At 57.7% G+C, this 26,044-nt stretch carries 18 protein-coding genes; 3 read left to right on the forward strand and 15 right to left on the reverse strand.

Annotation, left to right across the window (positions count from 1 at the left end; all coding sequences use genetic code 11):
• Nucleotides 1-59 precede the first annotated feature (59 nt).
• Together guaA and guaB are read right to left on the reverse strand one after the other, a co-directional pair.
• Complete coding sequence (guaA, locus tag LJA86_RS12430) at nt 60-1,637, reverse strand: glutamine-hydrolyzing GMP synthase (protein ID WP_008502126.1); 1,578 nt, start codon at nt 1,635-1,637, stop codon at nt 60-62.
• A gap of 67 nt (nt 1,638-1,704) precedes the next feature.
• Nucleotides 1,705-3,171: an IMP dehydrogenase gene (guaB, locus tag LJA86_RS12435; RefSeq protein ID WP_008502128.1), complete on the reverse strand. Its 1,467-nt coding sequence runs from the start codon at nt 3,169-3,171 to the stop codon at nt 1,705-1,707.
• A 158-nt stretch (nt 3,172-3,329) separates the two neighbouring features.
• On the opposite strand from guaB, the gene xseA reads away from it, so the two are divergent.
• From xseA to LJA86_RS12450, 3 genes are read left to right on the forward strand one after another with little or no spacing between them, the layout of a single operon-like run.
• Nucleotides 3,330-4,703 carry an exodeoxyribonuclease VII large subunit gene (xseA, locus tag LJA86_RS12440; RefSeq protein ID WP_229226234.1) on the forward strand — a complete coding sequence of 458 codons (1,374 nt, stop codon included), beginning with the start codon at nt 3,330-3,332 and terminating at the stop codon, nt 4,701-4,703.
• 58 nt (nt 4,704-4,761) lie between these two features.
• Nucleotides 4,762-5,781, forward strand: a complete 1,020-nt coding sequence (locus tag LJA86_RS12445; RefSeq protein WP_045908560.1) for a M4 family metallopeptidase — start codon at nt 4,762-4,764, stop codon at nt 5,779-5,781.
• Entirely contained in the window at nt 5,782-6,132 is a 351-nt protein-coding gene (locus LJA86_RS12450) for a protealysin inhibitor emfourin (RefSeq protein WP_048226224.1), read from the forward strand.
• On the opposite strand, the gene LJA86_RS12455 is transcribed toward LJA86_RS12450, so the two are convergent.
• The 13 genes from LJA86_RS12455 to LJA86_RS12515 form a co-directional block, all read right to left on the reverse strand.
• Entirely contained in the window at nt 6,129-6,350 is a 222-nt protein-coding gene (locus LJA86_RS12455; RefSeq protein WP_023294288.1) for a zinc ribbon domain-containing protein, read from the reverse strand. The two genes, LJA86_RS12450 and LJA86_RS12455, sit on opposite strands and share 4 nt — an antisense overlap.
• Nucleotides 6,351-6,399: 49 nt before the next feature.
• A complete protein-coding gene (locus tag LJA86_RS12460) occupies nt 6,400-7,434 on the reverse strand; it encodes a Gfo/Idh/MocA family oxidoreductase (RefSeq protein WP_229226235.1) in 1,035 nt (344 codons plus the stop codon).
• Nucleotides 7,435-7,492: 58 nt separating this feature from the next.
• Complete coding sequence (locus tag LJA86_RS12465) at nt 7,493-9,037, reverse strand: peptide MFS transporter (RefSeq protein WP_111967887.1); 1,545 nt, start codon at nt 9,035-9,037, stop codon at nt 7,493-7,495.
• A gap of 300 nt (nt 9,038-9,337) precedes the next feature.
• On the reverse strand, nt 9,338-10,813 hold the full coding sequence (gene der / locus LJA86_RS12470; RefSeq protein WP_024908655.1) for a ribosome biogenesis GTPase Der: 1,476 nt from the start codon (nt 10,811-10,813) through the stop codon (nt 9,338-9,340).
• 112 nt (nt 10,814-10,925) lie between these two features.
• Nucleotides 10,926-12,104, reverse strand: a complete 1,179-nt coding sequence (bamB, locus tag LJA86_RS12475) for an outer membrane protein assembly factor BamB (RefSeq protein WP_008502135.1) — start codon at nt 12,102-12,104, stop codon at nt 10,926-10,928.
• Nucleotides 12,105-12,114: 10 nt separating this feature from the next.
• Nucleotides 12,115-12,735, reverse strand: coding sequence for a YfgM family protein (locus LJA86_RS12480; protein ID WP_008502136.1), 621 nt, complete (start codon nt 12,733-12,735; stop codon nt 12,115-12,117).
• Nucleotides 12,736-12,748: 13 nt separating this feature from the next.
• Nucleotides 12,749-14,023, reverse strand: coding sequence for a histidine--tRNA ligase (hisS, locus tag LJA86_RS12485; RefSeq protein ID WP_032622984.1), 1,275 nt, complete (start codon nt 14,021-14,023; stop codon nt 12,749-12,751).
• Nucleotides 14,024-14,103: 80 nt separating this feature from the next.
• A complete protein-coding gene (gene ispG, locus LJA86_RS12490; protein ID WP_008502138.1) occupies nt 14,104-15,222 on the reverse strand; it encodes a flavodoxin-dependent (E)-4-hydroxy-3-methylbut-2-enyl-diphosphate synthase in 1,119 nt (372 codons plus the stop codon).
• A gap of 26 nt (nt 15,223-15,248) precedes the next feature.
• On the reverse strand, nt 15,249-16,265 hold the full coding sequence (gene rodZ / locus LJA86_RS12495; protein WP_223539389.1) for a cytoskeleton protein RodZ: 1,017 nt from the start codon (nt 16,263-16,265) through the stop codon (nt 15,249-15,251).
• A gap of 293 nt (nt 16,266-16,558) precedes the next feature.
• Nucleotides 16,559-17,725 carry a bifunctional tRNA (adenosine(37)-C2)-methyltransferase TrmG/ribosomal RNA large subunit methyltransferase RlmN gene (locus tag LJA86_RS12500; protein ID WP_014171168.1) on the reverse strand — a complete coding sequence of 389 codons (1,167 nt, stop codon included), beginning with the start codon at nt 17,723-17,725 and terminating at the stop codon, nt 16,559-16,561.
• 169 nt (nt 17,726-17,894) lie between these two features.
• Nucleotides 17,895-18,326, reverse strand: coding sequence for a nucleoside-diphosphate kinase (gene ndk / locus LJA86_RS12505; RefSeq protein ID WP_003860625.1), 432 nt, complete (start codon nt 18,324-18,326; stop codon nt 17,895-17,897).
• A 156-nt stretch (nt 18,327-18,482) separates the two neighbouring features.
• Entirely contained in the window at nt 18,483-20,807 is a 2,325-nt protein-coding gene (gene pbpC, locus LJA86_RS12510; RefSeq protein ID WP_229226236.1) for a peptidoglycan glycosyltransferase PbpC, read from the reverse strand.
• Nucleotide 20,808: 1 nt separating this feature from the next.
• Nucleotides 20,809-25,761: an alpha-2-macroglobulin family protein gene (locus tag LJA86_RS12515; RefSeq protein ID WP_196365176.1), complete on the reverse strand. Its 4,953-nt coding sequence runs from the start codon at nt 25,759-25,761 to the stop codon at nt 20,809-20,811.
• Nucleotides 25,762-26,044: the final 283 nt, after the last annotated feature.

Consider the following 26,044-nt stretch of genomic DNA (forward strand, 5'->3'; position numbering starts at 1 on the left):
ATCCGCGGGCTTAGAGATAATTTAGAACCTGTTAGTACCAGACGTATCCGGTTGGGAAATCATTCCCACTCAATGGTAGCCGGTGGCTTACCGCTGATGTCATACACCACGCGGGAAATGCCGTTCACTTCGTTGATGATGCGGTTAGACACACGGCCCAGGAAGTCATACGGCAGGTGCGCCCAGTGCGCGGTCATGAAGTCGATGGTTTCCACCGCACGCAGGGAAACAACCCAGTCGTACTTGCGGCCGTCGCCCATTACGCCAACGGAGCGAACCGGCAGGAACACGGTGAACGCCTGGCTCACTTTGTTATACAGGTCAGCTTTGTGCAGCTCTTCAATGAAGATCGCGTCCGCGCGACGCAGCAGATCGCAGTACTCTTTCTTCACTTCGCCCAGCACGCGCACGCCAAGACCCGGGCCCGGGAACGGGTGACGGTAGAGCATGTCGTACGGCAGACCCAGTTCCAGACCGATCTTACGCACTTCGTCTTTGAACAGCTCGCGCAGCGGCTCAACCAGACCCATCTTCATCTCTTTCGGCAGGCCGCCCACGTTGTGGTGAGATTTGATAACGTGCGCTTTGCCGGTGGCGGAGGCCGCAGACTCGATCACATCAGGATAGATGGTGCCCTGCGCCAGCCATTTGACGTCGTCCAGCTTCAGCGCTTCTTCGTCGAACACTTCCACGAACACGCGGCCGATGATCTTACGCTTCGCTTCCGGATCGTTCTCGCCTTTCAGCGCGTCCAGGAAGCGCTGCTCGCCTTCCACGTGAACGATGTTCAGACCGAAGTGGTCGCCGAACATGTCCATAACCTGCTGGGCTTCGTTCAGGCGCAGCAGGCCGTTGTCCACGAAGACGCAGGTCAGGTTTTTACCGATGGCGCGGTGCAGCAGCATCGCGGTCACGGAGGAGTCCACGCCGCCGGAGAGGCCGAGGATCACTTTGTCATCGCCAACCTGCTGGCGGATACGCTCAACGGCGTCGTCGATGATTTTTGCCGGGGTCCACAGGGCTTCACACTGGCAGATGTCGCGCACGAAGCGCTCCAGCATACGCATACCCTGACGGGTGTGGGTTACTTCCGGGTGGAACTGCACGCCGTAGAAGCGTTTTTCTTCGTTCGCCATGATGGCAAACGGGCAGCTCTCTGTGCTGGCAACGGTCACGAAGTCAGACGGGATGGCGGTGACTTTATCGCCGTGGCTCATCCACACGTCCAGCAGCGGTTTGCCATCTGCGGTCAGGGAGTCTTCGATACCGCGCACCAGCGCGCTGTCGTTTACCACTTCAACCTGCGCATAGCCGAACTCGCGCTCGCTGGAGCCTTCTACGTGGCCGCCCAGCTGCATTGCCATGGTCTGCATACCGTAGCAAACGCCGAATACCGGCACGCCAGCTTCGAACACGTACTGCGGCGCGCGCGGGCTGTTCTCTTCGGTGGTGCTTTCCGGGCCGCCGGACAGGATGATGCCGCTTGGATTGAATTCGCGAATCTGTGCTTCCGTGACATCCCACGCCCACAGTTCACAGTAAACGCCCAGTTCACGCACGCGACGCGCCACCAGCTGAGTGTACTGAGAACCAAAGTCCAGGATGAGAATGCGATGTTTATGAATGTTTTCCGTCATTGACGCTAATTCCGAGGCAAGTGAAACAAAAACAGAGCGCCCGGCAGAAGCCGGGCGCGGAAACTTATCAGGAGCCCAGACGGTAGTTCGGGGACTCTTTGGTGATCGTCACGTCGTGAACGTGGCTCTCCTGGATACCCGCACCGCTGATGCGTACGAATTCCGCTTTAGTACGCAGCAGGTCAATGGTACCACAGCCGGTCAGACCCATACAGGAGCGCAGGCCGCCCATCTGCTGGTGGATGATCTCTTTCAGGCGGCCTTTATAGGCAACGCGACCTTCGATACCTTCCGGCACCAGTTTGTCAGCAGCGTTATCGGTCTGGAAGTAACGGTCAGAGGAACCTTTGGACATCGCGCCCAGGGAGCCCATGCCGCGGTAGGATTTGTAAGAACGGCCCTGGTAGAGTTCGATTTCACCCGGGGATTCTTCGGTACCGGCCAGCATGGAGCCCACCATCACCGCCGCTGCACCCGCAGCGATCGCTTTCGCGATGTCGCCAGAGAAGCGGATACCGCCGTCAGCGATAACCGGAATACCGGTCCCTTCCAGGGCTTCAACCGCGTCAGACACCGCAGTGATCTGCGGAACGCCCACGCCGGTCACGATGCGTGTGGTACAGATAGAGCCAGGACCGATACCCACTTTGACCGCGCTGCAGCCAGCGTCAGCCAGTGCGCGAGCGCCTGCGCCAGTGGCCACGTTACCGCCGATGATCTGCAGGTCAGGGTATTTGGCACGGGTGTCGCGAATACGCTGCAGCACGCCTTCGGAGTGGCCGTGAGAGGAGTCAATCAGCAGGACGTCAACGCCCGCAGCAACCAGCGCGTCAACGCGCTCTTCGTTACCGGCACCTGCGCCTACCGCAGCGCCAACGCGCAGACGGCCATGCTCGTCTTTACAGGCGTTAGGCTTACGTTCTGCTTTCTGGAAATCTTTAACGGTGATCATGCCGCGCAGGTGGAAGTTGCTGTCAACAACCAGCGCTTTTTCAACGCGTTTTTCGTGCATTTTTGCCAGCACCACGTCGCGGGTTTCACCTTCGCGAACGGTGACCAGACGCTCTTTTGGCGTCATGTACACGCTGACAGGCTGGTTCAGGTCAGTCACGAAACGCACGTCACGACCGGTAATAATACCAACCAGCTCGTTCTCTTCAGTCACCACCGGGTAACCGGCGAAGCCGTTACGCTCGGTCAGGGCTTTCACTTCGTGCAGGGTGGTGGTTGGCAGAACGGTCTGTGGGTCGGACACGATGCCGGATTCATGTTTCTTCACGCGGCGAACTTCTTCCGCCTGACGTTCGATAGACATGTTTTTGTGAATAAAGCCAATGCCACCTTCCTGTGCCAGGGCGATAGCCAGGCGCGCTTCAGTCACGGTGTCCATTGCCGCAGAGAGCATAGGAATGTTCAGGCGAATGGTTTTCGTCAACTGCGTGCTGAGATCGGCAGTATTCGGCAGAACAGTGGAGTGAGCGGGAACGAGGAGGACGTCGTCAAACGTCAGTGCTTCTTTAGCGATACGTAGCATGGGCAATATCTCTGACCTGGGTGGTTAAATATTGCCGTGGCATTATACAGAGCGTAACCGATTGCATCTACACTTTTTTATAAAAAAGCTTGCGATTGCCTCTCAGCAGGTTACTATCGACTGAATAACTTGCTGATTTAGAATTTGATCCCGCTCACATGTTATCCTCTCAATCCCCCTCAATTTATACCGTCAGCCGCCTGAATCAGACGGTGCGTATGCTGCTTGAGCAGGAAATGGGGCAGGTCTGGATCAGCGGTGAAATCTCTAACTTCACGCAGCCCTCCTCCGGCCACTGGTACTTTACGCTAAAAGACGATACCGCCCAGGTGCGCTGCGCGATGTTCCGCAATAGCAACCGCCGCGTGACGTTCCGTCCTCAGCACGGCCAGCAGGTTCTGGTGCGCGCCAATATCACCCTGTATGAGCCGCGCGGTGATTATCAGATTATCGTCGAGAGCATGCAGCCTGCGGGCGAAGGCCTGCTGCAGCAAAAGTACGAACAGTTAAAGGCGAAGCTCTCGGAAGAGGGACTTTTCGACCAGCAGTTCAAAAAGCCGCTACCCTCGCCTGCCCACTGCGTGGGTGTCATCACCTCGAAAACCGGTGCAGCACTGCACGATATTTTACACGTTCTGAAGCGTCGCGACCCTTCCCTGCCCGTCATCATCTACCCGACCGCTGTTCAGGGTGACGATGCGCCGGGCCAAATTGTGCGCGCCATAGCGCTGGCGAACGCGCGTCAGGAGTGCGACGTCTTAATCGTCGGACGCGGCGGCGGCTCGCTGGAAGATCTGTGGAGCTTTAACGACGAGCGCGTGGCGCGGGCAATCTTTGCAAGTCAGATCCCCGTGGTGAGCGCCGTCGGCCACGAAACGGACGTGACGATCGCCGATTTTGTCGCGGATCTCCGCGCGCCGACGCCGTCCGCGGCGGCAGAGGTGGTCAGCCGCAACCAGCTGGAACTGCTGCGTCAGATCCAGAGCGGCCAGCAGCGTCTTGAGATGGCGATGGACTACTACCTCGCCAATCGGACCCGGCGCTTTACCCAGCTTAATCACCGTCTCCAGCAGCAACATCCGCAGCTGCGTCTGGCGCGTCAGCAAACCGTGCTGGAGCGTCTGCGCCAGCGCATGAACGTGGCGATGGACACGCAGATCAAGCGCGCGGTGTCGCGCCAGCAGCGCGTGACGCAGCGTCTGAACCAGCAGAACCCGCAGCCGAAAATTTATCGCGCGCAAACGCGGATTCAGCAGCTGGAGTACCGTCTGGCGGAAACTCTCCGCGCGCGACTGAGCACCACCCGCGAACGCTTTGGCAATGCGGTGACCCACCTTGAAGCGGTCAGCCCCCTCTCCACGCTGGCGCGCGGCTATAGCGTGACGACGGCAACAGACGGCAAGGTGCTGAAGCAAACCAAACAGGTGAATACCGGCGATGTGCTGACGACGCGTCTGTCAGACGGCTGGGTAGAAAGCGAAGTGAAATCAATTAAACCGGTGAAAAAGACCCGTCAGCGTAAAACCGGATAATTCTTCGCCGGTTACTTACTATACTGCTGCTATTCCCTTTTTTAATAAGGAGAGCAGCATGTTCCATCTTTATAGCGTGATCCCCCCGTATATTCTTCGTCGTATTATCGAAAGCGGTTCCGAACCGCAGCAGCGCTGTGCCCGCCAGACCTTAACCCACGTCCAGACGCTGATGGCCCATATGCCGGGCAAACCCGCCGCGCCGCACGTGAATAAAGCCGGGCAGCTGGAGCGGGATATCTACGACGCGAAGCAAACTCAGGAGCTACCGGGTACGCAGGTGCGTTATGAAGGTCAGCCGTCGAACGGCGATGTGGCAGTAGACGAAGCCTACGAGTATTTGGGTATTACCCATGATTTCTTCTGGAAGGAATATCAGCGCGATTCGCTCGATAACAAAGGGCTTATTTTAACCGGTACCGTTCACTATGGCCGGGAATATCAGAACGCCTTCTGGAACGGTCAGCAGATGGTTTTTGGCGACGGCGACGGGGAAATATTTAACCGCTTCACCATCGCCATAGATGTCGTGGCGCATGAGCTGAGCCACGGCGTGACCGAGACCGAAGCCGGGCTTATCTACTTTGAGCAGTCCGGCGCGCTGAACGAGTCGCTGTCGGACGTGTTTGGCTCACTGGTGAAGCAGTACCATCTGAAGCAAACCGCTGATAAAGCGGACTGGCTGATTGGTGAGGGATTACTGGCAAAAGGCATCAACGGCAAAGGGCTGCGCTCGATGTCTGAACCGGGCACCGCCTACAACGATCCGCTGCTCGGCAAAGACCCGCAGCCTGCACATATGAAGGATTTCATCAAAACGCGTGAGGATAACGGCGGCGTACATCTGAACTCCGGCATCCCCAACCGGGCATTTTATCTGGCCGCGACGGCGATCGGCGGCTACGCCTGGGAAAAAGCGGGTTATGCCTGGTACGACACGGTTTGCGATCGCAATCTGGCGCAGGATGCAGATTTTGAGGCCTTCGCAAAACTGACGATCGCGCACGGAGAGAAACGCTCCGGCGGCGACGTTGGGGCGGCCATTAAACAAGCCTGGGAACAGGTGGGAGTGTTGTAAATGCAGGTTCCGGAACTGACGGATGACGCCGTGGTTGAGCTGGCCCGGGAAGGCGGCGTCGCCTATATTCCCAAGCTGAGCGGCCAGCGCACCATCGCGCTCTCCTCGCTCAATGAGGCCCAGCGCCAGCGTCTGATAAGCATCCTGGAGCAGGCCTTTCCGCGCGGTCAGCCGCCGGGACAGGCCTCGTCACCCGGCAGCGGCGACCAGCGCTATTTCCGCATCCAGATTATCTGGACCGGGCAAAATCAGGCGCACTACGCCGATATCATCGTGCTGGTACCGGAGCAGGAAGCGCCCGAGTCGCTGGTCGAGCTGTGGAAGAAAGGCGAAGGCTGCGTGTGCGATTAACCTTCGGCCCGAACAAACTCCACGCGTTTTTTAGAGATAAGACCGTGGCCGTTCTGGCAGAAGTAGTCCACCGCCCCGCAGGCTTTTAAGACCTGGAGTGGCTGATGGCACTCCGGGCAGCGGGCTTCAAGCGCAATATCCTTATTACAGCTCTCGCAGTGTGCCACCCCGTTCAGGGGCTCAAGCGGTGCCTGGCAATCCGGGCAGGTAATCGTCATGGTGACTCCTTAAAGCATTCTGGTCTGCAATAATTTTACCACGTTGCGTTCAGTGCGGGCCACGCAGCTGTTGCTGCAAGGTCAGCAGCAGCTCAACTTCCTCGATTCGGCGACGCGTCGTGCGGCTCACCTCGTGCGGATCCCGTTCAAACAGGCTGTTGGTGCCCAGAATGTGTCCGGTAAGACAGTGCTCGTAGATCGAGCCGGGAATTGTCCAGCATTGGCGCGTGTCGCCATCGATCATCTCCAGCACATCTTCAGCGCCGTGCCGGTCGTAACTGATGGTCCGCCCGTCGCGTAACCAGAGCCGTAAGCCTTTTTGCCCGCCAGCGGGTCCCGCATATTTATTAAGCCAGAGATCCACCGGCACGCCGCTGATGCGGCCCTGCAGATGCGCCTCGCCCTCCGCCGTGGTCAGGTCGCCTTTGGCAATAGCGCGGCCCAGGCGGTCTTTAGCCGTCACCACCTGCAACGTCATCTCATCATTCCCGTCCAGATAACGCAGCGTTTCGCGCAGCATCGCCAGCACGTGCGTGCCGATATCCAGAATCACGCCATCCGGGTGGCGAAGCTTACGGGTGTCCGGTTCGCCGGTAGCAAAGTTAAGCGCGATGGGCTCCCCTGCGGCGTTAACTCCGCTCGGCTCCTGCAAAAAGCCGTCGATTTTGACGATCTCAGAGACAGTACCCACCAGCGACCGCTTCACCGTTTCGAGGCGCGCCATCCAGTGATCGAGCGCCAGCACGCGGGGTGCAACGTCGGGGTTTGCCAGCAGCGCGTTGAGCTTTGCGATTTGGGCAAGCGTGGCAACGATCGGTTTTTCAACCACGATGCGGGAAACCGATGAGGCGAGAGCGTGTTCAAGCACCTCAAGATGGTGGAGCGACGCCGTGGTAATAAACAGGGTATCAAGCGGCCGGGAGAGGAGTTCAGCCAGTGTGGCACAGCGCGTTACCCCCTCCGGCTGTTTTACGGGCTGGATATCAAAGCCTAAACAGTGCGGGAGATTATCAAAGCATTTTCGTATTGCGGGCAGGTAAGCTGTTTCAACGACTGCGCCAAGACCAACAAACCCTAAAAGCATGTTCTTACCTCGTTGAGTAAATTGCCGGGGCATAACGCCGCCCCGGCAAGCCCGAGGTTTATGAGGCGTTAGCTGCCGGTTTAGTCTGCGCATTTTCCAGCATGCGGCGTACCGGAACAATGAGGACGATCAGTACCGCGGCACAAATCAGCAGCGCGACGGAGCAGCGCGCAAAGAGATCCGGTAGCATATCCAGCTGGTCGGCCTTCACGTGGCCGCCAATCAGACCCGCCGCCAGGTTACCCAGCGCGCTGGCACAGAACCACAGCCCCATCATCTGACCGCGCATTCTCTCCGGCGCCAGCAGCGTCATGGTCGCCAGGCCAATCGGGCTGAGACACAGTTCGCCGAGCGTCAGCATCAGGATGCTGCCCACCAGCCAGAACGGCGATACGCCCGCCCCACCGCTGCTCAGCACGTTCTGTGCCGCCAGCATCATCAGGCCAAAGCCCGCTGCGGCACACAGAATACCGATAACAAACTTGGTGATGCTGCTCGGGCGAATGTTCATGCTCGCCAGCTTCGGCCACGCCCAGCTGAATACCGGTGCCAGCAGGATGATGAACAGGGCGTTGATTGACTGGAACCACACCGCCGGGATTTCGAAATCGCCGATCATGCGGTTAGTGTAGTCGTTGGCAAACAGGTTGAACGAGGTTGGCTTCTGTTCAAACGCGGACCAGAAGAACGCCGCGGAGATCAGCAGAATAAAGCAGACCAGCAGTCTGGCGCGCTCTTTACGGTTCAGGCCCGCAAAGACAAACAGATAGATAAAGTAGAGGGCCACGGACGCCGCAATCACGTAGACCAGCACGCTGGCTACCGCGACCGGGTTAATCACAATCACGCCCTGCGCAATCAGCGTCACGAGCGTTGCCACGCCTGCCGCCAGCGCCAGCAGCCAAACGCCCACGCCGTTACGCTTCACCACCGGGCTGTTCCAGGTGGAGTCGAGGCCGACTTCGCCGTCATAGCGTTTCATGGCCGGAACGGCAAACACGCGGAAGATAATCAGCGCCACCAGCATCCCGATACCGCCAATGCCAAAGCCCCAGTGCCAGCCGTGGGTTTTAATCAGCCAGCCGGAAATCAGCGGCGCGATGAACGAGCCCATGTTGATACCCATATAGAACAGCGAGAAACCGCCGTCGCGACGCGCGTCGCCTTTTTTATACAGGGTACCGACCATGACTGAAATACAGGTCTTGAACAGCCCGGAGCCGAGCACGATGAACATCAGGCCGATAAAGAACAGGTTGTTGCCCATCACCGCCGAGAGCGCAATCGACAGGTGACCGAGCGCAATCAGGATCGAACCGTACCAGACGGCTCTCTGCTGACCGAGCCAGTTATCCGCCAGCCAGCCGCCCGGCAGCGCAGCCAGGTACATGGTACCGGCAAAGATACCGACAATCGCCGAGGCGTTTTCACGCGCCAGACCCATCCCGCCGTCATAGACGGTGGCGGCCATAAACAGGATCAGTAACGGACGAATGCCGTAAAACGAGAAACGCTCCCACATCTCGGTGAAGAACAGGGAACCGAGCGGATAAGGATGGCCGAAGAACGTTCGGCTTTCTTTTTGATTAACAGAGGATTGCATAATTCTCCCGAAAGGTATGTCGTCGTGCTTGTAAACACCAGCAGGTACGCCGGCCAGTTACGTATCTGGCCGATTTTTTACATGCGGCGAAAAGTTAGTTAACCATTTGATAACCAGGCGCTAGTTTTGTCTAGTACCGGACCCTGGACTTTAAGATGAAAATTCGACGATTGTCTACTTTCTTAGATTTAAACATGGTTAAAAGTGAATAGTGATTGACTTCACACAGGGAAAACCGGCGGTATGATTGGGCAAAAAAAAGCCCGCGATCATCGCGGGCTTTCGTGAGAGCAGCAAAGCTTATTTGCTTTTCTTAATGTGCTTAATCAGGCGCTTACGCTTACGCATCTGGTTTGGCGTCAGGGTGTTGCGCTTGTTGGCAAACGGGTTTTCCCCTTCCTTGAACTGGATACGGATAGGCGTGCCCATCACGTCCAGCGATTTACGGAAGTAGTTCATCAGGTAGCGCTTGTAGGAATCCGGCAGGTCTTTCACCTGGTTGCCGTGAATCACCACGATTGGCGGGTTATAACCACCGGCGTGGGCGTATTTCAGCTTCACGCGACGACCGCGCACCAGCGGCGGCTGATGGTCTTCCGCAGCCATATTCATGATACGGGTCAGCATGGCGGTGCTCTGACGACGGGTGGAGCTGTCGTAAGCTTCGCGCACGGATTCGAACAGGTTACCCACGCCGCTGCCGTGTAGCGCAGAGATGAAGTGTACGCGAGCAAAGTCGATAAAGCCCAGACGGAAGTCGAGGGTCTCTTTCACCTGCTCACGAACCTCGTTGCTCAGGCCATCCCATTTGTTGACCACGATAACCAGTGAGCGCCCACTATTGAGGATAAAGCCGAGCAGAGAGAGGTCCTGATCGGAGATCCCTTCGCGTGCGTCGATGACGAGCAGCACGACGTTGGCATCTTCGATCGCCTGCAGGGTTTTGATAACGGAGAATTTTTCCACCACATCGGTGATTTTCCCGCGCTTACGCACCCCGGCAGTGTCGATGAGGACATACTCACGCTCATCGCGCTGCATCGGGATGTAGATACTGTCGCGGGTGGTGCCTGGCATGTCGTAAACGACCACGCGCTCTTCACCCAGAATACGGTTAGTAAGTGTAGACTTACCTACGTTTGGACGGCCCACGATAGCCAGCTTGATCGGCAGATCCTGCGGGTTGAAGTCGTCCTCAGGCTCTTCTTCTTCGCCCTCTTCTCCGTCTTCAAACTGCGCCCAGTATTCAGCGTCTTCGTCCACCTCTTCCGGCGGGTTCACTTCGTCAACCCACGGCAGCAGAACGGTTTCCAGCAGGCTGGTAACGCCACGGCCATGCGATGCCGCGATAGGGTAGATTTCACCCAGGCCCAGAGACCAGAAATCCGCGATGGCCTGATCGGCATCGATGCCGTCGGTTTTGTTCGCCACCAGGAAGGTTGGTTTTTCGCGTGAACGCAGGTGTTTAGCGATAGCGGAGTCCGCCGGCATCAGGCCAGCGCGTGCATCCACCATAAACAGCACCACGTCCGCTTCTTCAATCGCCAGCAGCGACTGTTCCGCCATGCGGGTTTCCACGCCGTCTTCTGTGCCGTCAATACCACCGGTATCAATACAGATGAACTCGCGTCCTTCCACCTCTGCACGACCGTACTTACGGTCACGCGTCAGCCCCGGGAAATCCGCAACCAGCGCATCACGGGTGCGTGTTAAACGGTTAAAAAGAGTGGATTTTCCAACGTTAGGGCGCCCGACAAGCGCGACCACAGGTACCATGTTTGAAGCCTCATAAAATTCAAAATAACGTCGCTTTCGCGGCGTTTTTAAAAATGTCAAAACGGCTCCTGAGTGAACAGGAGCCGTTTAGTATACTACAACCGCCGGGTAATTAACGCGTGATCGCGTACAGCGTGCCGTCTTTTGCCTGAATCAGCAGTTTGCCGTCGGCCACAACCGGGTCGGTCAGGAAACCGGAGCTGTCGACTTTTTGCTGCGCAACAAAGCGGCCGTTATCCGGATCGATCCAGTGCATATACCCTTCGCTGTCGCCCACAACCAGGCTACCGTTGTACAGCGCTGGCGCAGTCAGCAGACGGTGCAGCAGGTCGCTTTGCGTCCACAGCGTCACGCCGCCTTCGGTACTCAGGGCCAGCAGACGGTCGTTCTGGTCAACCATATAGATGCGGTTACCCTCAACGATGAAATCATTTACCGAGCCCAGCTCACGTTTCCACATGATCTGGCCGCTGCGCAGATCCAGCGCGGTCAGGTTGCCGTTGTAGGCCAGCGCGTAAACCACACCGTTAACGATGACCGGCGTTGTGTCCACGTCGCTCAGACGGTCAATTTCCGTTGAGCCTGTGGCCTGAGAGATACGCTGCTGCCAGATCATCTGGCCCTGCTGCATCAGCACGGCGCTCACGCGACCGTTGTCACCGCCGACAATGGCAGCACCAAATGCGGTAGCCGGGGCAGATTCGCCGCGCAGAGAGAGCGCAGGCATATCCAGGTTAACGGTCCATTTCACCAGACCGTCCGCTTCGTTCAGCGCCTGCAGCTGGCCGTTGCTGGTATGAATCAGCACCAGGCCGTCGCTCACTACCGGACGCGACAGGGATTCACCCGCCACGGTTGTTTGCCAGGCAATGGAGCCGTCGCTGCTGTTCAGGGCATAAACCTGCGCTTTTTCGCTGCCCACGTAGACGTGGCCACCGGCAACGGTCAGGCCGCCAGACAGCAGTGCCGGCTTACGGGAGAACCAGCCGTCTTTTTCCGCCAGGTTAACGGACCACACTTCTTTTCCGTCATCCGCGTTCACCGCTTTCACGGTACCTTTGCGGTCAGCCGCATAGACAACGCTGTCTGCATACGCTGGATGAAGGTTGGAATAGAAATCACCAATCCCATTGCCCACGGAGACATCCCACGCGGTGGATGGGGTAAACTGGTTTTCAACCGTCGGCAGTGGGGACATTTTCACAACGTCTTCTTCGCCACTGAACAGTGAACAACCACTCAATAACGTAACAGAAAGCAGTCCTGGCAGAAGTAATTTACGCAATTGCATCGGGTCCCTCTCAGACGGACAAATTATTTATTTTCATCTGCATCATTTCGCTCAGCGCAGGTGAAGCATTGCTCTCTACGCCAGCTTGCCACGCTTTACGCGCGCCCGCTTTGTCACCTTTGCTCAGCAGTGCTTCACCGCGCAGATCGGCAACGATGGCAGCAAAGCCTTCGCCTTTGATGGTATCGAGCGTTTTCAGCGCATCGTCAGCTTTCTTCTGCTGAACCTGAATACGTGCCAGGCGCAGATTGATCACCGCTTTCAGGTTTTCATCACTGGCGGCAGCAAGGCCCTGAGACAGCTGTGCTACGGCTTTATCCAGTTCGTTCTTATCAACGTACTGCTGAGCCACTTCCAGCGCAGCCAGTGCACCGTAGGTGTTTTTGTTGTCAGCCGCAAATTTTTCTGCCGCCGTCAGCGTTTGCGGCTGATCGGCACGAATTGCGCTCACGGTATTTTCATAGGACAGGGACGCGCCGCGCGCGGAATCCGCCTGATGATTGTTCCAGTAACGCCAGCCTACCAGCGCACCGACACCTAAAATAACCCCAACAACCAGCGCTTTGCCGTTTTCAGCAAAGAAGCGTTTAATCGCGTCGACCTGATCGTGTTCGTTCTCGTAAATTTCCACGCAGTCCTTCTCCTTAGCCCAATAGAGTGCGCAAGTGCGCCGCAACGCCGTCCTGCGTTACCGTTGTCTGCTCACCAGAGCGCAGGTCTTTCACCACCACTTCGCCGTTGGCCACTTCGGACTCACCCAGCACCAGTGCGATACTTGCGCCCCACTTATCGGCACGAGCAAACTGTTTTTTGAAGTTGCCGCCGCCATGGTTGGTCATCAGCTTAACGCCCGGCAGCGCATCGCGCACGCGTTCGGCAAGCTGCATTGCCGCAGACTGCGTTTCCGCGCCTGAGGCCACCAGGTATATATCGACAACGGAATCTGCTTTAAATTCCGGATTAACTGCCTGAACCAGCAAAACAAGTCGCTCAAGACCCATCGCGAAGCCTACAGCAGGTGCTGCGCGACCGCCAAGTTGCTCAACCAGACCGTCATAACGACCGCCCGCGCACACGGTGCCCTGAGAGCCGAGGCTCGTGGTCACCCACTCAAACACGGTACGGTTGTAGTAGTCCAGACCGCGTACCAGGCGCTGGTTTACGGTGTAGGCGATGCCAGCCGCTTCAAGCAGCTTACACAGGCCCGCGAAGTGTTCGCGAGATTCTTCATCCAGATAATCACCCAGCGCAGGCGCATCGTTCAGCAGTGCCTGAACATCTGCGTTTTTGGAATCCAGAACGCGCAGCGGGTTGCTGTACATGCGACGTTTGCAGTCTTCGTCCAGCTTCTCTTTATGCTGTTCCAGGAACGCCACCAGCGCATCGCGGTAGTTAGCGCGCGCTTCCAGAGAACCGATAGAGTTCAGCTCGAGGGAAACGTGATCGGCAATACCGAGCGCACGCCACCAGCGGGCGGTCAGCATAATCAGTTCAGCGTCGATGTCCGGGCCCTGCAGGCCGAAGACTTCCACACCCAGCTGATTGAACTGGCGATAACGCCCTTTCTGAGGACGTTCGTGGCGGAACATCGGGCCGATATACCACAGGCGCTGCTCCTGATTGTACAGAAGACCATGTTCGATGCCGGCGCGTACGCAGCCCGCCGTACCTTCCGGACGCAGGGTCAGGCTGTCGCCGTTGCGGTCCTCAAAGGTGTACATCTCTTTTTCAACCACGTCGGTAACTTCACCAATCGCGCGTTTGAATAACGGGGTCTGCTCTACAATCGGCAAACGGATTTCGCTGTAACCGTAGCTGCCGAGCACCTGCTTCAGCGTGCCTTCAATGCGCTGCCAGATGGCGGTTTCGCCAGGCAGATAATCGTTCATGCCGCGGATGGCTTGAATGTTTTTTGCCACGTTTATTCTCTTTCTATATACAAAAAAAACCCAAAGAATGGGTTCAATCATACATGGGAAGCTCGCGGCTTCCCATCACGTTATTTTTCAACCTGCTGAACGTTAATACGCTGTGTCTCGTCCATCATGGCGGCTTTCGCACGGATGCGGGCTTCAAGCTGGTCGATCATGTCGCTATTATCTAGACGATCTTTACGAACGCCATCTTCATAGAGACCACTTTTCTTGTTACCGCCGGTCACGCCCAGGGTTGACACCAGTGCTTCACCCGGACCGTTCACCACGCAGCCGATGATGGAGACGTCCATCGGGGTGATAATGTCTTCCAGACGTTGCTCCAGGGCATTCACCGTCCCGATCACATCAAACTCCTGACGCGAACAGGTTGGGCAGGCAATGAAGTTGATCCCACGCGCGCGAATACGCAGCGACTTCAGGATATCGAAACCGACCTTGATCTCTTCGACCGGATCGGCCGCCAGCGAGACGCGCAGGGTGTCACCGATCCCTTCAGAGAGCAGCAGCCCCAGACCGATCGCGGATTTTACCGAGCCGCTGCGCAGGCCGCCCGCTTCGGTGATCCCGAGGTGCAGAGGCTGGTCGATCTGCTTTGCCAGCAGGCGGTAAGATTCTACGGCAAGGAACACGTCGGAGGCTTTTACGCTGACTTTGAACTGATCGAAGTTGAGACGATCGAGATGATCGACGTGACGCATCGCGGATTCGAGCAGCGCCTGTGGGGTAGGCTCACCGTATTTTTCCTGCAGATCTTTTTCCAGCGAACCGGCGTTAACGCCGATACGGATAGGAATATTTTTATCGCGGGCGCAGTCCACGACCATGCGGATACGCTCTTCGTTACCGATGTTGCCCGGGTTAATACGCAGGCAATCGACGCCGTATTCGGCCACTTTCAGTGCGATGCGGTAGTCGAAGTGAATATCCGCCACCAGCGGAACGCTGACCTGCTGTTTGATCAGTTTGAACGCCTCAGCGGCATCCATGGTCGGGACGGAGACGCGAACAATGTCCGCGCCTACACGTTCTAATGCTTTGATTTGATTGACCGTCGCTTCCACATCGGTGGTGCGCGTATTGGTCATCGACTGAACGGCGATAGGTGCCCCATCGCCGATTGGCACATTCCCAACGTAAATCCGTTTCGATTTTCTACGTTGAATCGGAGCCTGGTTATGCATGAAAAATCTCCCGCGTTGCCCGTCTGTTACTGTGCTGCTGATTGTTCGGCATTAACGGTAAGACGTGCAACCTGGTTAGTTCTGATAAAGCGGCTCAGGTCGACAGGTTTTCCTTGATACTGGATCTGTACCGCTGCCGGAGCGCCGATTTTAAGTTTATAAGGAGCCTGGCCTGTTAGGTTTAACGTGCCATCTTTGCGCTGCAGGCCGCTGAACAGTTTTTTACCTGTCGCGTCAGTCACTTCCAGCCAGCAGTCGGCGCTGAAGTTCATGACCAGCGCGTTAGGATCGGCTGCGGGTGTCGCCGTACCCGCCGGGCTGGTTGGCAGAGACGCTGCGGTATTGTCTGCAGGCTGAGTAGCTGCAGGCGCGTTCGCCGCCGTATCAACATTTGCCTGAGAAGGGGCAACCACCGCGTTTTGATCCTGAGCCTGCGGCGCAGCGGTGTTAGCCGTTGCTGCCGGGGCCTGTGCTGCACCAGTCGCCGATGCGTCTGGCGCTGCGGTCTGTGGCTCGCTGGAGGACGCCGCACCGTCGGTATTCAGCGGCACGCTCTGGGCGTTATCATTTCCGGCCTGGTTGAGTTCGGCGGAGGATTGATCGGCCATGGTGGTGATCTCTTCCTGCTGCGCCTTGTGGTTTTGCCACCACCATGCACCGGTCAGACCGACCACCACAAACAGCACCAGCCACGTAAAGCTCATCAGCCAGCCATCACGTTTTTTACGACGTTTCCCCAGGGAGAAGGTCTGCATCGGCGCAACTTTTGCTGCACGGACCGGCGCCTGCTTCTCCATCATTGGCAGTAATTCGTTTTCGGGGATGTGCACCAGTTTTGCGTAAGAGCGGATATAACCGCGCAAGAACGTTGAAGCCAGATCGGCAGGCGCCTTATCTTCTTCAATATCGCGAACCGTGGAAACCTTCAGGCACAAGCGTTCCGCAACGGCTTGCTGGCTGAGTCCGAGTTGTTCACGGGCGTTGCGAAGACGAACGCCAGTGGAGAGTGCTTCATGTTGGTCGTGAGTGGCTTCAGTATTCATTCGCTACAACTACTGGTACGTGAAAAATAAGGGTTCAGGCGCCGGTGAGTCACAATGCCACCCGCACCGCGAAACTTCTGGTCAGTTAACCTTGAACAGAGAGTATAAGACTGTCAGCCCGGAGATGACAGTACAGCCCTGCCCGTACGGCTAAACTGTTGTTACGTCGTTACATACTGCCCGAAAGTCGGATGAAACGCACCGTAATTATTGATCAGTCTTCACGAATCTGACTGATTATTCAGTAAGGTTATGTCTCACGGCGCAGATAATGCGCCGCGAGTGCATAATAATCAAACAGCTTTAACCGCGATCGTCTCGCCCTGCATGCGTTTACGCAGGGTGCGCTTGGTACGGTCAATGACATCACCTGCCAGCTGTCCACATGCGGCATCAATATCATCACCACGCGTTTTACGCACGATGGTGGTGAAACCATACTCCATCAACACCTTGGAGAAACGGTCGATACGGCTGTTCGAACTACGGCCATACGGCGCGCCCGGGAACGGGTTCCATGGGATCAGGTTGATTTTGCACGGCGTATCTTTCAGCAGTTCAGCCAGCTGATGCGCATGCTCGGTGCCGTCGTTGACGTGGTCCAGCATCACGTACTCGATGGTCACGCGGCCCTGGTTGGCGTTGGATTTCTCCAGGTAGCGACGTACGGCGGCGAGGAAGGTTTCGATATTGTACTTTTTGTTGATCGGCACAATTTCGTCACGAATTTCATCGTTTGGTGCGTGCAGGGAGATCGCCAGCGCGACGTCAATCATGTCGCCGAGTTTGTCCAGCGCAGGCACAACGCCTGAGGTCGACAGCGTGACGCGACGCTTGGACAGGCCAAAGCCAAAGTCATCCAGCATGATTTCCATCGCCGGAACGACGTTGGTCAGGTTCAGCAGTGGTTCACCCATACCCATCATCACCACGTTGGTGATAGGGCGCGTGCCGGTGACTTTTGCCGCGCCCACGATTTTCGCAGCACGCCAGACCTGGCCGATAATTTCTGAAACACGCAGGTTACGGTTAAAGCCTTGCTGCGCGGTTGAGCAGAATTTGCACTCCAGCGCACAGCCAACCTGGGAGGAGACGCACAGCGTCGCGCGGTCTTCTTCCGGGATGTAGACGGTTTCAACACGCTGATCGCCGACCGCAATCGCCCATTTGATGGTGCCATCCGCGGAGCGCTGCTCTTCCACCACTTCCGGTGCACGGATTTCTGCCACTTCTTTGAGCTTATTGCGCAGGACCTTGTTGATGTCAGTCATGTCATCAAAATTGTCGCTGCAGTAATGGTACATCCACTTCATGACCTGATCGGCACGAAACGGCTTTTCGCCCATCTCTTTAAAGAACTCGCGCATCTGCTGACGGTTCAGATCCAGCAGGTTGATTTTTCCATTTTTATTGGGAACCGCAGGAATGGCGACTTCGGAGGTATTCACTAATTCAGACATAATATTTACCGGCCTCGTTGTTACACGTTATGGCCCATGGAGGGTTGAATAGAAACGCCCCGGAAAGCGGTCTGCTCGTCCGGGGCGTTGCATTGTACAAAGTCTGGCGCAGGGATGCCACGTCTGGACGCGGCATTTACGAAAATAATGTGTAAACGAAACCGTTAAATTAACGGGTACGTGGACACACTTCGCCTTCTGCGAAGAAGAAAGCGATTTCGCGTGCAGCAGATTCAACAGAGTCAGAACCGTGGGTGCCGTTCTCGGTGAAGCTGTCAGCGTAGTCAGCGCGCAGAGTTCCTGCCAGCGCGTTGTCCGGGTTGGTTGCACCCAGCAGATCGCGGTGACGCTGTACGGCGTTTTCGCCTTCCAGTACGGATACCACGATTGGACCGGAGGTCATGAACTCAACCAGGCCGTCAAAGAATGGGCGACCTTCGTGCTCAGCGTAGAAGCCGCGCGCCTGCTCAACGGTCAGGTGCAGCATTTTGGTGCCAACAATTTTGAACCCTGCAGATTCAAAGCGAGCGAAGATGCTGCCAATAACGTTTTTTGCCACCGCGTTTGGTTTGATGATGGAAAAAGTACGTTCAATAGCCATGATAACCTCTGTCAATGTTCTGTTGTTTTGCATACCTGAGTATGGTGTGGCGCGGATTATAATGAGCAATGGCGCCATTGCCTATGGATTCAGGTAACATTTTTTTAAAATAAGACGAGTTTTAGCAACAGCTCACATCAGAAAGCTGTTTTCAGGTCACTGAAGCGTAAAATTCACCGTCGCGACCTGCCCGGTCTCATCCATAACGAGTAACTGATAATCGCCCGACTTATCAAGCTGTAATGTGTAAACGCTTCCTTTCACATTCAGCGGTTCACCGTTCAAAAACCACCAGCGCTCACCGCTGTTGCCGGTCGCCTGAAGCGGCAGCGAAACGCGGGATTCCCCCGGCAGACGTTTAATAACGGCCCCTTCACGCACGCCGGTCAGAATGAGTGGCGCAGGTGCGTCCTGCAAGAGTGGAGGACAAATTCTTGATGAAGGCGGAATCCGTACCGCACGACGCTCGGTTGCAGGCAGCCACGGCTCCAGCGGCAGCGGCCAGACATCCAGGACTTTTTCAGTAGCATCCGGGCAATCTGCGGCCACGCGTTTGCCCGTTTTATCCAGCCAGACCGGGAAACGAATGCCGCGTATGCCCTCCTGTTCAGGGAGAAGCAGCGTGGGCGGCTCACTCCCTTCCAGCAGCCAGGTCGACAGGCGACGTCGACAGTTTTCACTGCCTTCCGGTAGAGACTGGCCGCCCGGCCAGCAGATCACGCCCCGCCCGACGCTCTCCGGACGCGGATCGCGCGGCAGGCGGGCTTCGTCTACCGTTGAACGTGACTGAAGCAGATTATTGACCTGGTTTAACAGCGGAACCGCGCTGGCAAACCCAAACTGTCCCGCCACGGGCGTGCCGTCCGGTCGTCCGGTCCAGATGCCTATCACATAACGGGCATTCAGACCGATGGCCCAGGCATCACGGTACCCGTAGCTGGTGCCGGTTTTCCACGCCAGCGGCGCAATCTGCGGTAGCGCATTGTCCGGCAGCGGCTGCGCTTCATTGGCCAGAATACGGCGAATAATCCACGCCGAGCCTGGCGATAACAGCGGGCGTTCAGTCAGCGGATCGCCCGGCTGTAACCGCAGCCTTCCCGCCTTACCGTGTCGGGCAAAGGCGCTATAGGCCGCAGCGATATCTGCCAGCCGCGCGCCCGCCCCGCCGAGGATCAGAGACAGATTCGGCTGCGCCCCCGCAGGCAAGATCAGCGGCAAGCCTGCGTTGCTCAGCATCCCGGCAAATCGTTTTGGTCCGTAGGCTTCCAGCACCTGAACGGCAGGCAGGTTGAGGGAGCGTACCAGCGCTTCACTCATGCTGACCGGTCCATGAAACCCGCTGTCAAAATTCCCGGGCCGATAATCACCGGTTTTTCTGGGAACGTCCTGAAGCAGCGAGGCGGGATGGATCAGGCCATCATCCAGCGCCATGCCGTAGATAAAGGGTTTTAACACCGATCCCGGTGATCGGATCGCATTGACCATATCCACATGGCTAAAACGCGTGTCATCGTTAATATCCACCGATCCCACCCAGCCGCGCACTTTCATATCGGTATGATCGACCACGATCATCGCCAGCGAGCTGCGTGCCGGCAGGCGGGATTTCCAGTTCATCGCCAGCTCTTCCAGCTGCCGCTGCAGTCCGGCATCCAGCGTGGTGACAATTTTCGTGTCGCGACTTTTGCCGAGCATCATGCGTGCAAAGAGCGGCGCCAGCTGCGGCATCTGCCGGGGCGCCAGCCATACTGATTCTTCACGGGACTCTTTGACCTGCTTTGCGGACCAGACGCCCTGCGTCGCCATGCGGTCGAGCACTTTATTGCGCGCCGCTTCGGCCCGTTCAGGCCAGCGATCCGGGCGTAAACGACTCGGTGCCTGCGGCAGCACCGCCAGCAGCGCCGCGTCGGAATAGCTGAGCTGCGACGGCGGCTTGCCCAGATACGTCCAGCTTGCCGCTCCCACGCCCTGCAGCGTACCGCCAAATGGGGCGCGATTGAGATAGAGCGTGAGGATTTCGCGTTTGGAAAGATGCCACTCCAGCTGCATGGCACGCCAGAGCTGGCGAATTTTACCGCCGAAGGTGCGCGGATGCGGGTCCAGCAGTCGCGCGACCTGCATGGTGAGCGTGCTTCCGCCAGAGATGACTTTCCCGGAACTGAGATCCTGCCAGGCGGCGCGCAGGACAGAAAGCGGGTTTACGCCGGGGTGATCCCAGAACCAGCGATCTTCGTACTGGATCAGCGCCTCAAGATAACGGGGAGAGACCTCTTCGATCGTCACCGGATAGCGCCAGATCCCGTCGCTATCGGCAAAACGCCAGAGCGGCGTGCCCTTCTCATCCACCACCACCCGGGCAGGGTTAACCTCTTTCAGCGGCAACGGCCACAGGCGGTCGGCGGCGACAATCAGCCCCCATAAAACGAGAAGCGCTCCCGCCAGCCACAGCCAGCGGGAGCGTGTCAAACGTGCCATTCGCATATTACGGAACAACAATCAGCGGGCCACTGGCCGCACCCGTTGCCCGCCACTGCGGCACATACATAGACTCGACCATCGGAACCGGCACCTGGTAGGTTCCCGGCGTCACGGCGCGCGCCAGATAAACCAGCGTAACCGGCTGACCTTCATTTACCGGTACGGCCGCCACAAAGCGGTCGTCACGGAATTCCATATGCTGAATGTCCGCCTGCTGCATCTGGCTGAGCAGGTTCTGCACTTCGCTACCGCTGTCCTGCAGGCTGGCGCTGCTGCTTGCCAGGTTCTGGTTTTCCAGCTCCAGACCCGCAGGGAGGAGATCAACCACCAGCGCGTCCGGCACGTTCTGGCTGGCTTTGACTTCCAGCCATACCAGCACCAGCTCGCCGCTCTTCAGCGAAGAGAGCGATTTCGTGCTGCCGTCCGTTGCCAGAATATGGCGTTCAACCTGCAGCACGTTCGAGCTCGGCTGAGGAGCATAGTCAGGATAACCGGTGCTATCAAGGCGTACCCACAGCGGTGAAGTGCCGGTATTGGTCACCTGCAGCGCGCCAAGCTGGTCGCCGCTCACGTTTTGTACCTGCGCTTTATCGCCACCTGATGCGGAATCTGACAGGGAGGTTTTCGCCTGCCACGCACCCGACAAGGTTTGCAGCGAACGACCGGCCAGGAACAGCGCATTGCTCTCCTGAGTGGACAACCAGCGCTGGCTGAAGGCCTGCTCAGACAGGGCATTCAGCAGCGTATTTTGCGCATCCGGCAGAAGTTTGTACTCCTCCAGCAGAGAGAGCATCAGCGCGTTATCGCGAAGCTGGCTACCGTAATCGGCCATCCAGGTTTTGCTGTCGTTGCGCGGTGTTTTGAGCGCCAGATCCAGCGCCTGCTGGCTGCGCGGGGCATCGCCCATCAGCTTGAGCGCCATGCCCAACTGCATCAGCGGCAGGCCGGACGCCGCCTGAGCGTGACGATCCCAGATTTCACGCAGCGCGCCCAGCGGCGCTTTTTGCTGACGTGCCAGCACCAGCGCGGCATAGGCCTGCACGGCGAACTTGCTGGCCTGCGTATCGTCGCTGTAGCGAACAGACATCATGCCCGGGTCCTGCAGGTAGCGCAGCAACCGGCTATTGGCATTATTCACCGCATCGGCAGGCACGCTGTAGCCCTGCTCGCCCGCACGGACCAGGAAGTCGGTCACGTAGGCCGTCAGCCAGTACTCTTCCGGACCGTTTTTATCCCACAGCGCGAACCCACCGTCTTCACGCTGCATCTGCAGCAGACGGGAAATGCCGATATCAATGGCGGCACGGCGTTTATCGTCCGTATCACCTTTGATGCCAAGCGCCGTAAGCTGCGCCGCGTTGGTGTAGAGCGACGGGAACAGACCGCTGGTGGTCTGCTCCAGACATCCATACGGATAGGCCTGCAGTTCGCGAATATAGCGCGCCAGGTTGAGCGGTGGTTTGCCGCTCAGCAGCAGTTGCCCCTGCAGGGTGGCAGGAGAGAAACCGTTGCTGTGCTGCGCCGGTGCGGTCCAGGATTCGCCAGGGTTCAGCATGGCACCGGTATTGACCGTCTGCGCCGGGAACGCCGGACGCACGCCGATTTTCCAGCTCTTCTGCTGCGGGGCGAAGGTCTCGTCCGGAAGCTGCAGGCCGGTCACCTGCGCGGTCACTTCACCGTCACCATAACCGTCCAGCGCGCGTACCGGAATAAACAGCGTGCTGCGCGCGCCCGGTGGCAGCTGAACCGGCTGAGGCTGCGCGCCTTCCAGCGCCAGTTTGCCTGTCGCGTTCAGGGCGATATTCAGCGTTTGCGGCTGGTCGGTCAGGTTAGTGATATCCAGCGTCAGCCGCGAGGTATCTCCGCTTGCCAGGAAGCGCGGGGTATTCAGCTCGGTAATGACCGGCGCGGCCACGATAATCTTGCTTTCGCTGCTGCCGAAATCCTCTTCCGTCCAGGCCTGCGCCATCAGACGCAGCTCACCGTTGAAGTCTCCAATCGGCAATGTAATTGTGCCTTCCCCGTTGGCATCCAGCGTAACCGGCTGTGCCTGCTGGGCAATGATGGTGACGTGGTTCACCGGCGGTTTGCCGCCGCGCTTCAGTTCATCCCCATCGCCACCAAAGCGCAGCGCGGCCAGACGGCCCTGCCCTTCAATGACCTGGCCGTAAATATCGTAGATATCCGCGCCGTAACGCTTCTGACCAAAGAAAGCCTGCCACGGATCCGGCGTGACGTAATCGGTAATATTCAGCACGCCGCTGTCCACCGCCGATACCAGGACGTTCACCTTCTGCGGCACGGCCCCCTCTTTCACGCTGGCTTTCACCTTCACCGAGAGCGTCTGGTTTGGACGCATTTTCTGCGGGTTATCGAGCGCAATATTCAGGCGGCGATTTTCGTCACCCATCGGCAGATGCAGCAGGCCGACCGCGCGTTTCGGCGTGGCGGATTTGGATTTATCTCCGGGACGTACCACCAGTGTACTCAGGTAGAGGTCGTGACGCTTCCAGGCCTTGTCGACCGGGATAGCGAGATCCAGTCCGTTTGCCGGTACGTCGATCTCTTTCCACCACAGCGGCCCTTCACTGGACTCGATCATCGCATAGCCCTTGCCTGCGGCTGGCGCGGCAATGTGCAGGTTGATGGTGTCGCCTGGCTGATAGGCTGGCTTATCCAGTTTCAAGGTCACGCGGTCAGGGCGTGCAGCGCCGGTGCCGTCGCTGTTATCCTGCCAGCTGTACCCCGCCCAGAAGCGCACGCTGCTGACCATCTCATCAGGCGCTTTCACCTCCAGACGATAAGAGCCCCATTCCACCGGGAAGGTGACTTTACCCGTTTCATCGGCCTTAAGCGTCAGCTCCTGCTCACCTTCGACCAGATCTTTCTGATCGAACTGAGACTGCCAGCCTTCGCTCTCAGACCAGTTCCAGAAGTAGTCCCGACGCTCGCGAATCAGACGAACCTGTAACCCGGAAACGGCCTTTTTCGCGCCGCTGGCATCGGCATACACGATGTCGAAGCTGGCGTTGCCGTTCTCATCAACAATCGGTTGGTTGACGGTCGTATCGGTGCGGTAGTCGTAAACGGCTTTACTGGCGAACTGAGGGCGAATACCCGGCAGCTCAGCCGCCGGCCAGATCGCCTGCTCAGCACGACGCGTCACCGGACGACCGCCCGACTCCAGCAGGCTGGCCTGCAGAATCAGCTGCAGCGGAGAGTGCACCTCTTTCCACTGGCTTTCGGTAGAAACCTGCCCACGTCCCTGCTCGTCCAGCGTAAGCTGCACTTCATCCAGGCTGCGGCTCAGGTTCTCTTCGGCGATATCACCAAACTGGAAGCCCGGCAGCGCGGCCACCGCGTCACGCAGCGGACGCAGGAAGAGCTGGCCCTGCAGAGAGTTACCGTTGGCCGGAGCGCCATACAGGTAATAGCCGACCACGTTAAAGTCGACGTTATCCTGCGGTGAAACCGGCGTTTTTTGTCCGCTCAGGTTGAGCGCCATACGCTCTGGCATGAAGTCTTCAACGTGGAAGTCCCACAGACGCTGCAGGTTATCGCCCGTGTTGGCGCGGATATGCCACATGCCGGTCTGCGCCCCGCTGTCCAGCGGATAGTTGAAGCGATAGAGTCCGTTCTCCGGCTTGACGACGATCGTACGCGCGACCTGTCCATCCGGTCGCAGCACGTCGAGCTTCACGGGCTGATCGGGAAGTGGCTTACCGTCACTGTCGCGCAGCAGGCCGTTGAGGATCACCGTTTCGCCCGGGCGGTAGAGATCGCGTGGGCCAAACATAAAGAACTGCTTGCTGTAGCCCGGACTCCCGGCGATATCAAACTCCGCCAGATCAAGAGCCGGTAGCTTGAGGTCAAGCAGCGTGGTCTGGCCGTCTTTACTGGCCAGGATCAGCGCGGCCTCTTTGTCGGTCTCAAGCTTTGCGTGGCCATCGCCGTCGCTTTTCGCTTCGGCAAGCGTCTGCCCTTTATCGTTCAACAGGGTGACGGTGACGCCAGACTGCGCCGCACCGTTCTCCAGACTCTGGGTGAAGATGTCCAGGCGATTATGATAACGGTGAGCGGACAGGCCAATATCGCTTAAGGTAAAGAGCGTCGCGGCGTTGCTGTAGTTGTAGTGCCCGGCCTGGTTCATGACCGCGATATAAACGCCAGACTGCTGGAGCGGTTTAATATCCTTCAGGGGCAACAGTAATTTTTCGCGCGTGTTGCGCGCCGGATTAAGATCGAATCGACCGGTATAAACCAGCTCCGCCATCTTCAGCAGGTTGTCGGATTCCCAGTTGGTCAGCGAGTTACGGTACTCCCACTGGCTGACAAGGGAAGCCAGCGATTCCGGCTTCACGCGGTAGAAGTTGACGTCAACATTGTTGACGTTGAGCGCCATTACCGGCAACCCTTCCACCACCTTCCCCGGCAGCAGCGAGCCGCGGCTGGCAAAACCAACGGTGGGTTCAACGTCCCGGGTGGTCAGGGCTTTCTCATAATCAATGCCGAACGTCGCCTTGTTCAGCGCCTGCAGGCCCCGTTCAACGGTGACGACCAGGTTGCGGTTGGGCTCCAGATGGCGCAGGCGAAGCTCTTTCAGGTTAGGCGCAAGTTCCCACGCCCCGTCAACTTTGCCGCTTTTTTTGTCCACGACATGCACGGTTTTCGCGAAATCCTGATCGGGATTCAGCGGAACCGAGAATGTCAGCACCAGCGTGGCGGCACCGTCGAGCTGAACTTCAGAGGCATCCAGCAGGGTCAGCGCTTTTCCCTGACTCTGGGCGGCGAGCTTAGCCAGCGTTTCAGCATTTGGCTTTTCCGCGGCTTTCGGTGTGGATGCGGTGGATGCCGCGGGAGCCGCAGCCTGAGATTTATCGTCGCTGTTATCACAGCCGACAAGCGTAAACGTGGTAAGCAGCGCAAGGGAGAGCGCGGCTAAGCGAAACGGTTTCATCCTTTGTCCCTGGCCCTGAGGGGGCCTGTTGGTCGTCGTCCGGATAAGTATTATCCGCAAGTTTCATTAATTCAAAAAGTCCAATTTTAGAATCTGGAAAGCGCCTCGCAGAATGGCAACACGCCGCTACGCCGTGATGGAATCGCGATCACAGCCCCAAACGTCACATGTTACCTTTCACGTCATTTGTTTTTAAAACAAGAGGATAGCTGGATAAGCGTCCATGAAGGCTGCTAATTTTATAGCCATGACGCACCCCGAGTGCGCGGTTCAATAAGAGAGA

This window comes from Enterobacter sp. TCD1-1, from assembly GCF_020567405.1.
In the GTDB taxonomy this organism is placed as follows: Bacteria; Pseudomonadota; Gammaproteobacteria; order Enterobacterales; family Enterobacteriaceae; genus Enterobacter; species Enterobacter quasiroggenkampii.

Excerpts from the sequence above, each read along its gene's own strand:
- LJA86_RS12455 (WP_023294288.1), bottom strand. The coding sequence starts at position 6,350 with ATGACGATTACCTGCCCGGATTGCCAGGCACCGCTTGAGCCCCTGAAC.
- pbpC (WP_229226236.1), bottom strand. The coding sequence starts at position 20,807 with ATGCGAATGGCACGTTTGACACGCTCCCGCTGGCTGTGGCTGGCGGGA.
- LJA86_RS12465 (WP_111967887.1), bottom strand. The coding sequence starts at position 9,037 with ATGCAATCCTCTGTTAATCAAAAAGAAAGCCGAACGTTCTTCGGCCAT.
- LJA86_RS12450 (WP_048226224.1), top strand. The coding sequence starts at position 5,782 with ATGCAGGTTCCGGAACTGACGGATGACGCCGTGGTTGAGCTGGCCCGG.
- LJA86_RS12500 (WP_014171168.1), bottom strand. The coding sequence starts at position 17,725 with ATGTCTGAATTAGTGAATACCTCCGAAGTCGCCATTCCTGCGGTTCCC.
- LJA86_RS12515 (WP_196365176.1), bottom strand. The coding sequence starts at position 25,761 with ATGAAACCGTTTCGCTTAGCCGCGCTCTCCCTTGCGCTGCTTACCACG.
- guaA (WP_008502126.1), bottom strand. The coding sequence starts at position 1,637 with ATGACGGAAAACATTCATAAACATCGCATTCTCATCCTGGACTTTGGT.
- rodZ (WP_223539389.1), bottom strand. The coding sequence starts at position 16,265 with ATGAATACTGAAGCCACTCACGACCAACATGAAGCACTCTCCACTGGC.
- ndk (WP_003860625.1), bottom strand. The coding sequence starts at position 18,326 with ATGGCTATTGAACGTACTTTTTCCATCATCAAACCAAACGCGGTGGCA.
- bamB (WP_008502135.1), bottom strand. The coding sequence starts at position 12,104 with ATGCAATTGCGTAAATTACTTCTGCCAGGACTGCTTTCTGTTACGTTA.
- der (WP_024908655.1), bottom strand. The coding sequence starts at position 10,813 with ATGGTACCTGTGGTCGCGCTTGTCGGGCGCCCTAACGTTGGAAAATCC.
- LJA86_RS12445 (WP_045908560.1), top strand. The coding sequence starts at position 4,762 with ATGTTCCATCTTTATAGCGTGATCCCCCCGTATATTCTTCGTCGTATT.
- ispG (WP_008502138.1), bottom strand. The coding sequence starts at position 15,222 with ATGCATAACCAGGCTCCGATTCAACGTAGAAAATCGAAACGGATTTAC.
- guaB (WP_008502128.1), bottom strand. The coding sequence starts at position 3,171 with ATGCTACGTATCGCTAAAGAAGCACTGACGTTTGACGACGTCCTCCTC.
- LJA86_RS12460 (WP_229226235.1), bottom strand. The coding sequence starts at position 7,434 with ATGCTTTTAGGGTTTGTTGGTCTTGGCGCAGTCGTTGAAACAGCTTAC.
- xseA (WP_229226234.1), top strand. The coding sequence starts at position 3,330 with ATGTTATCCTCTCAATCCCCCTCAATTTATACCGTCAGCCGCCTGAAT.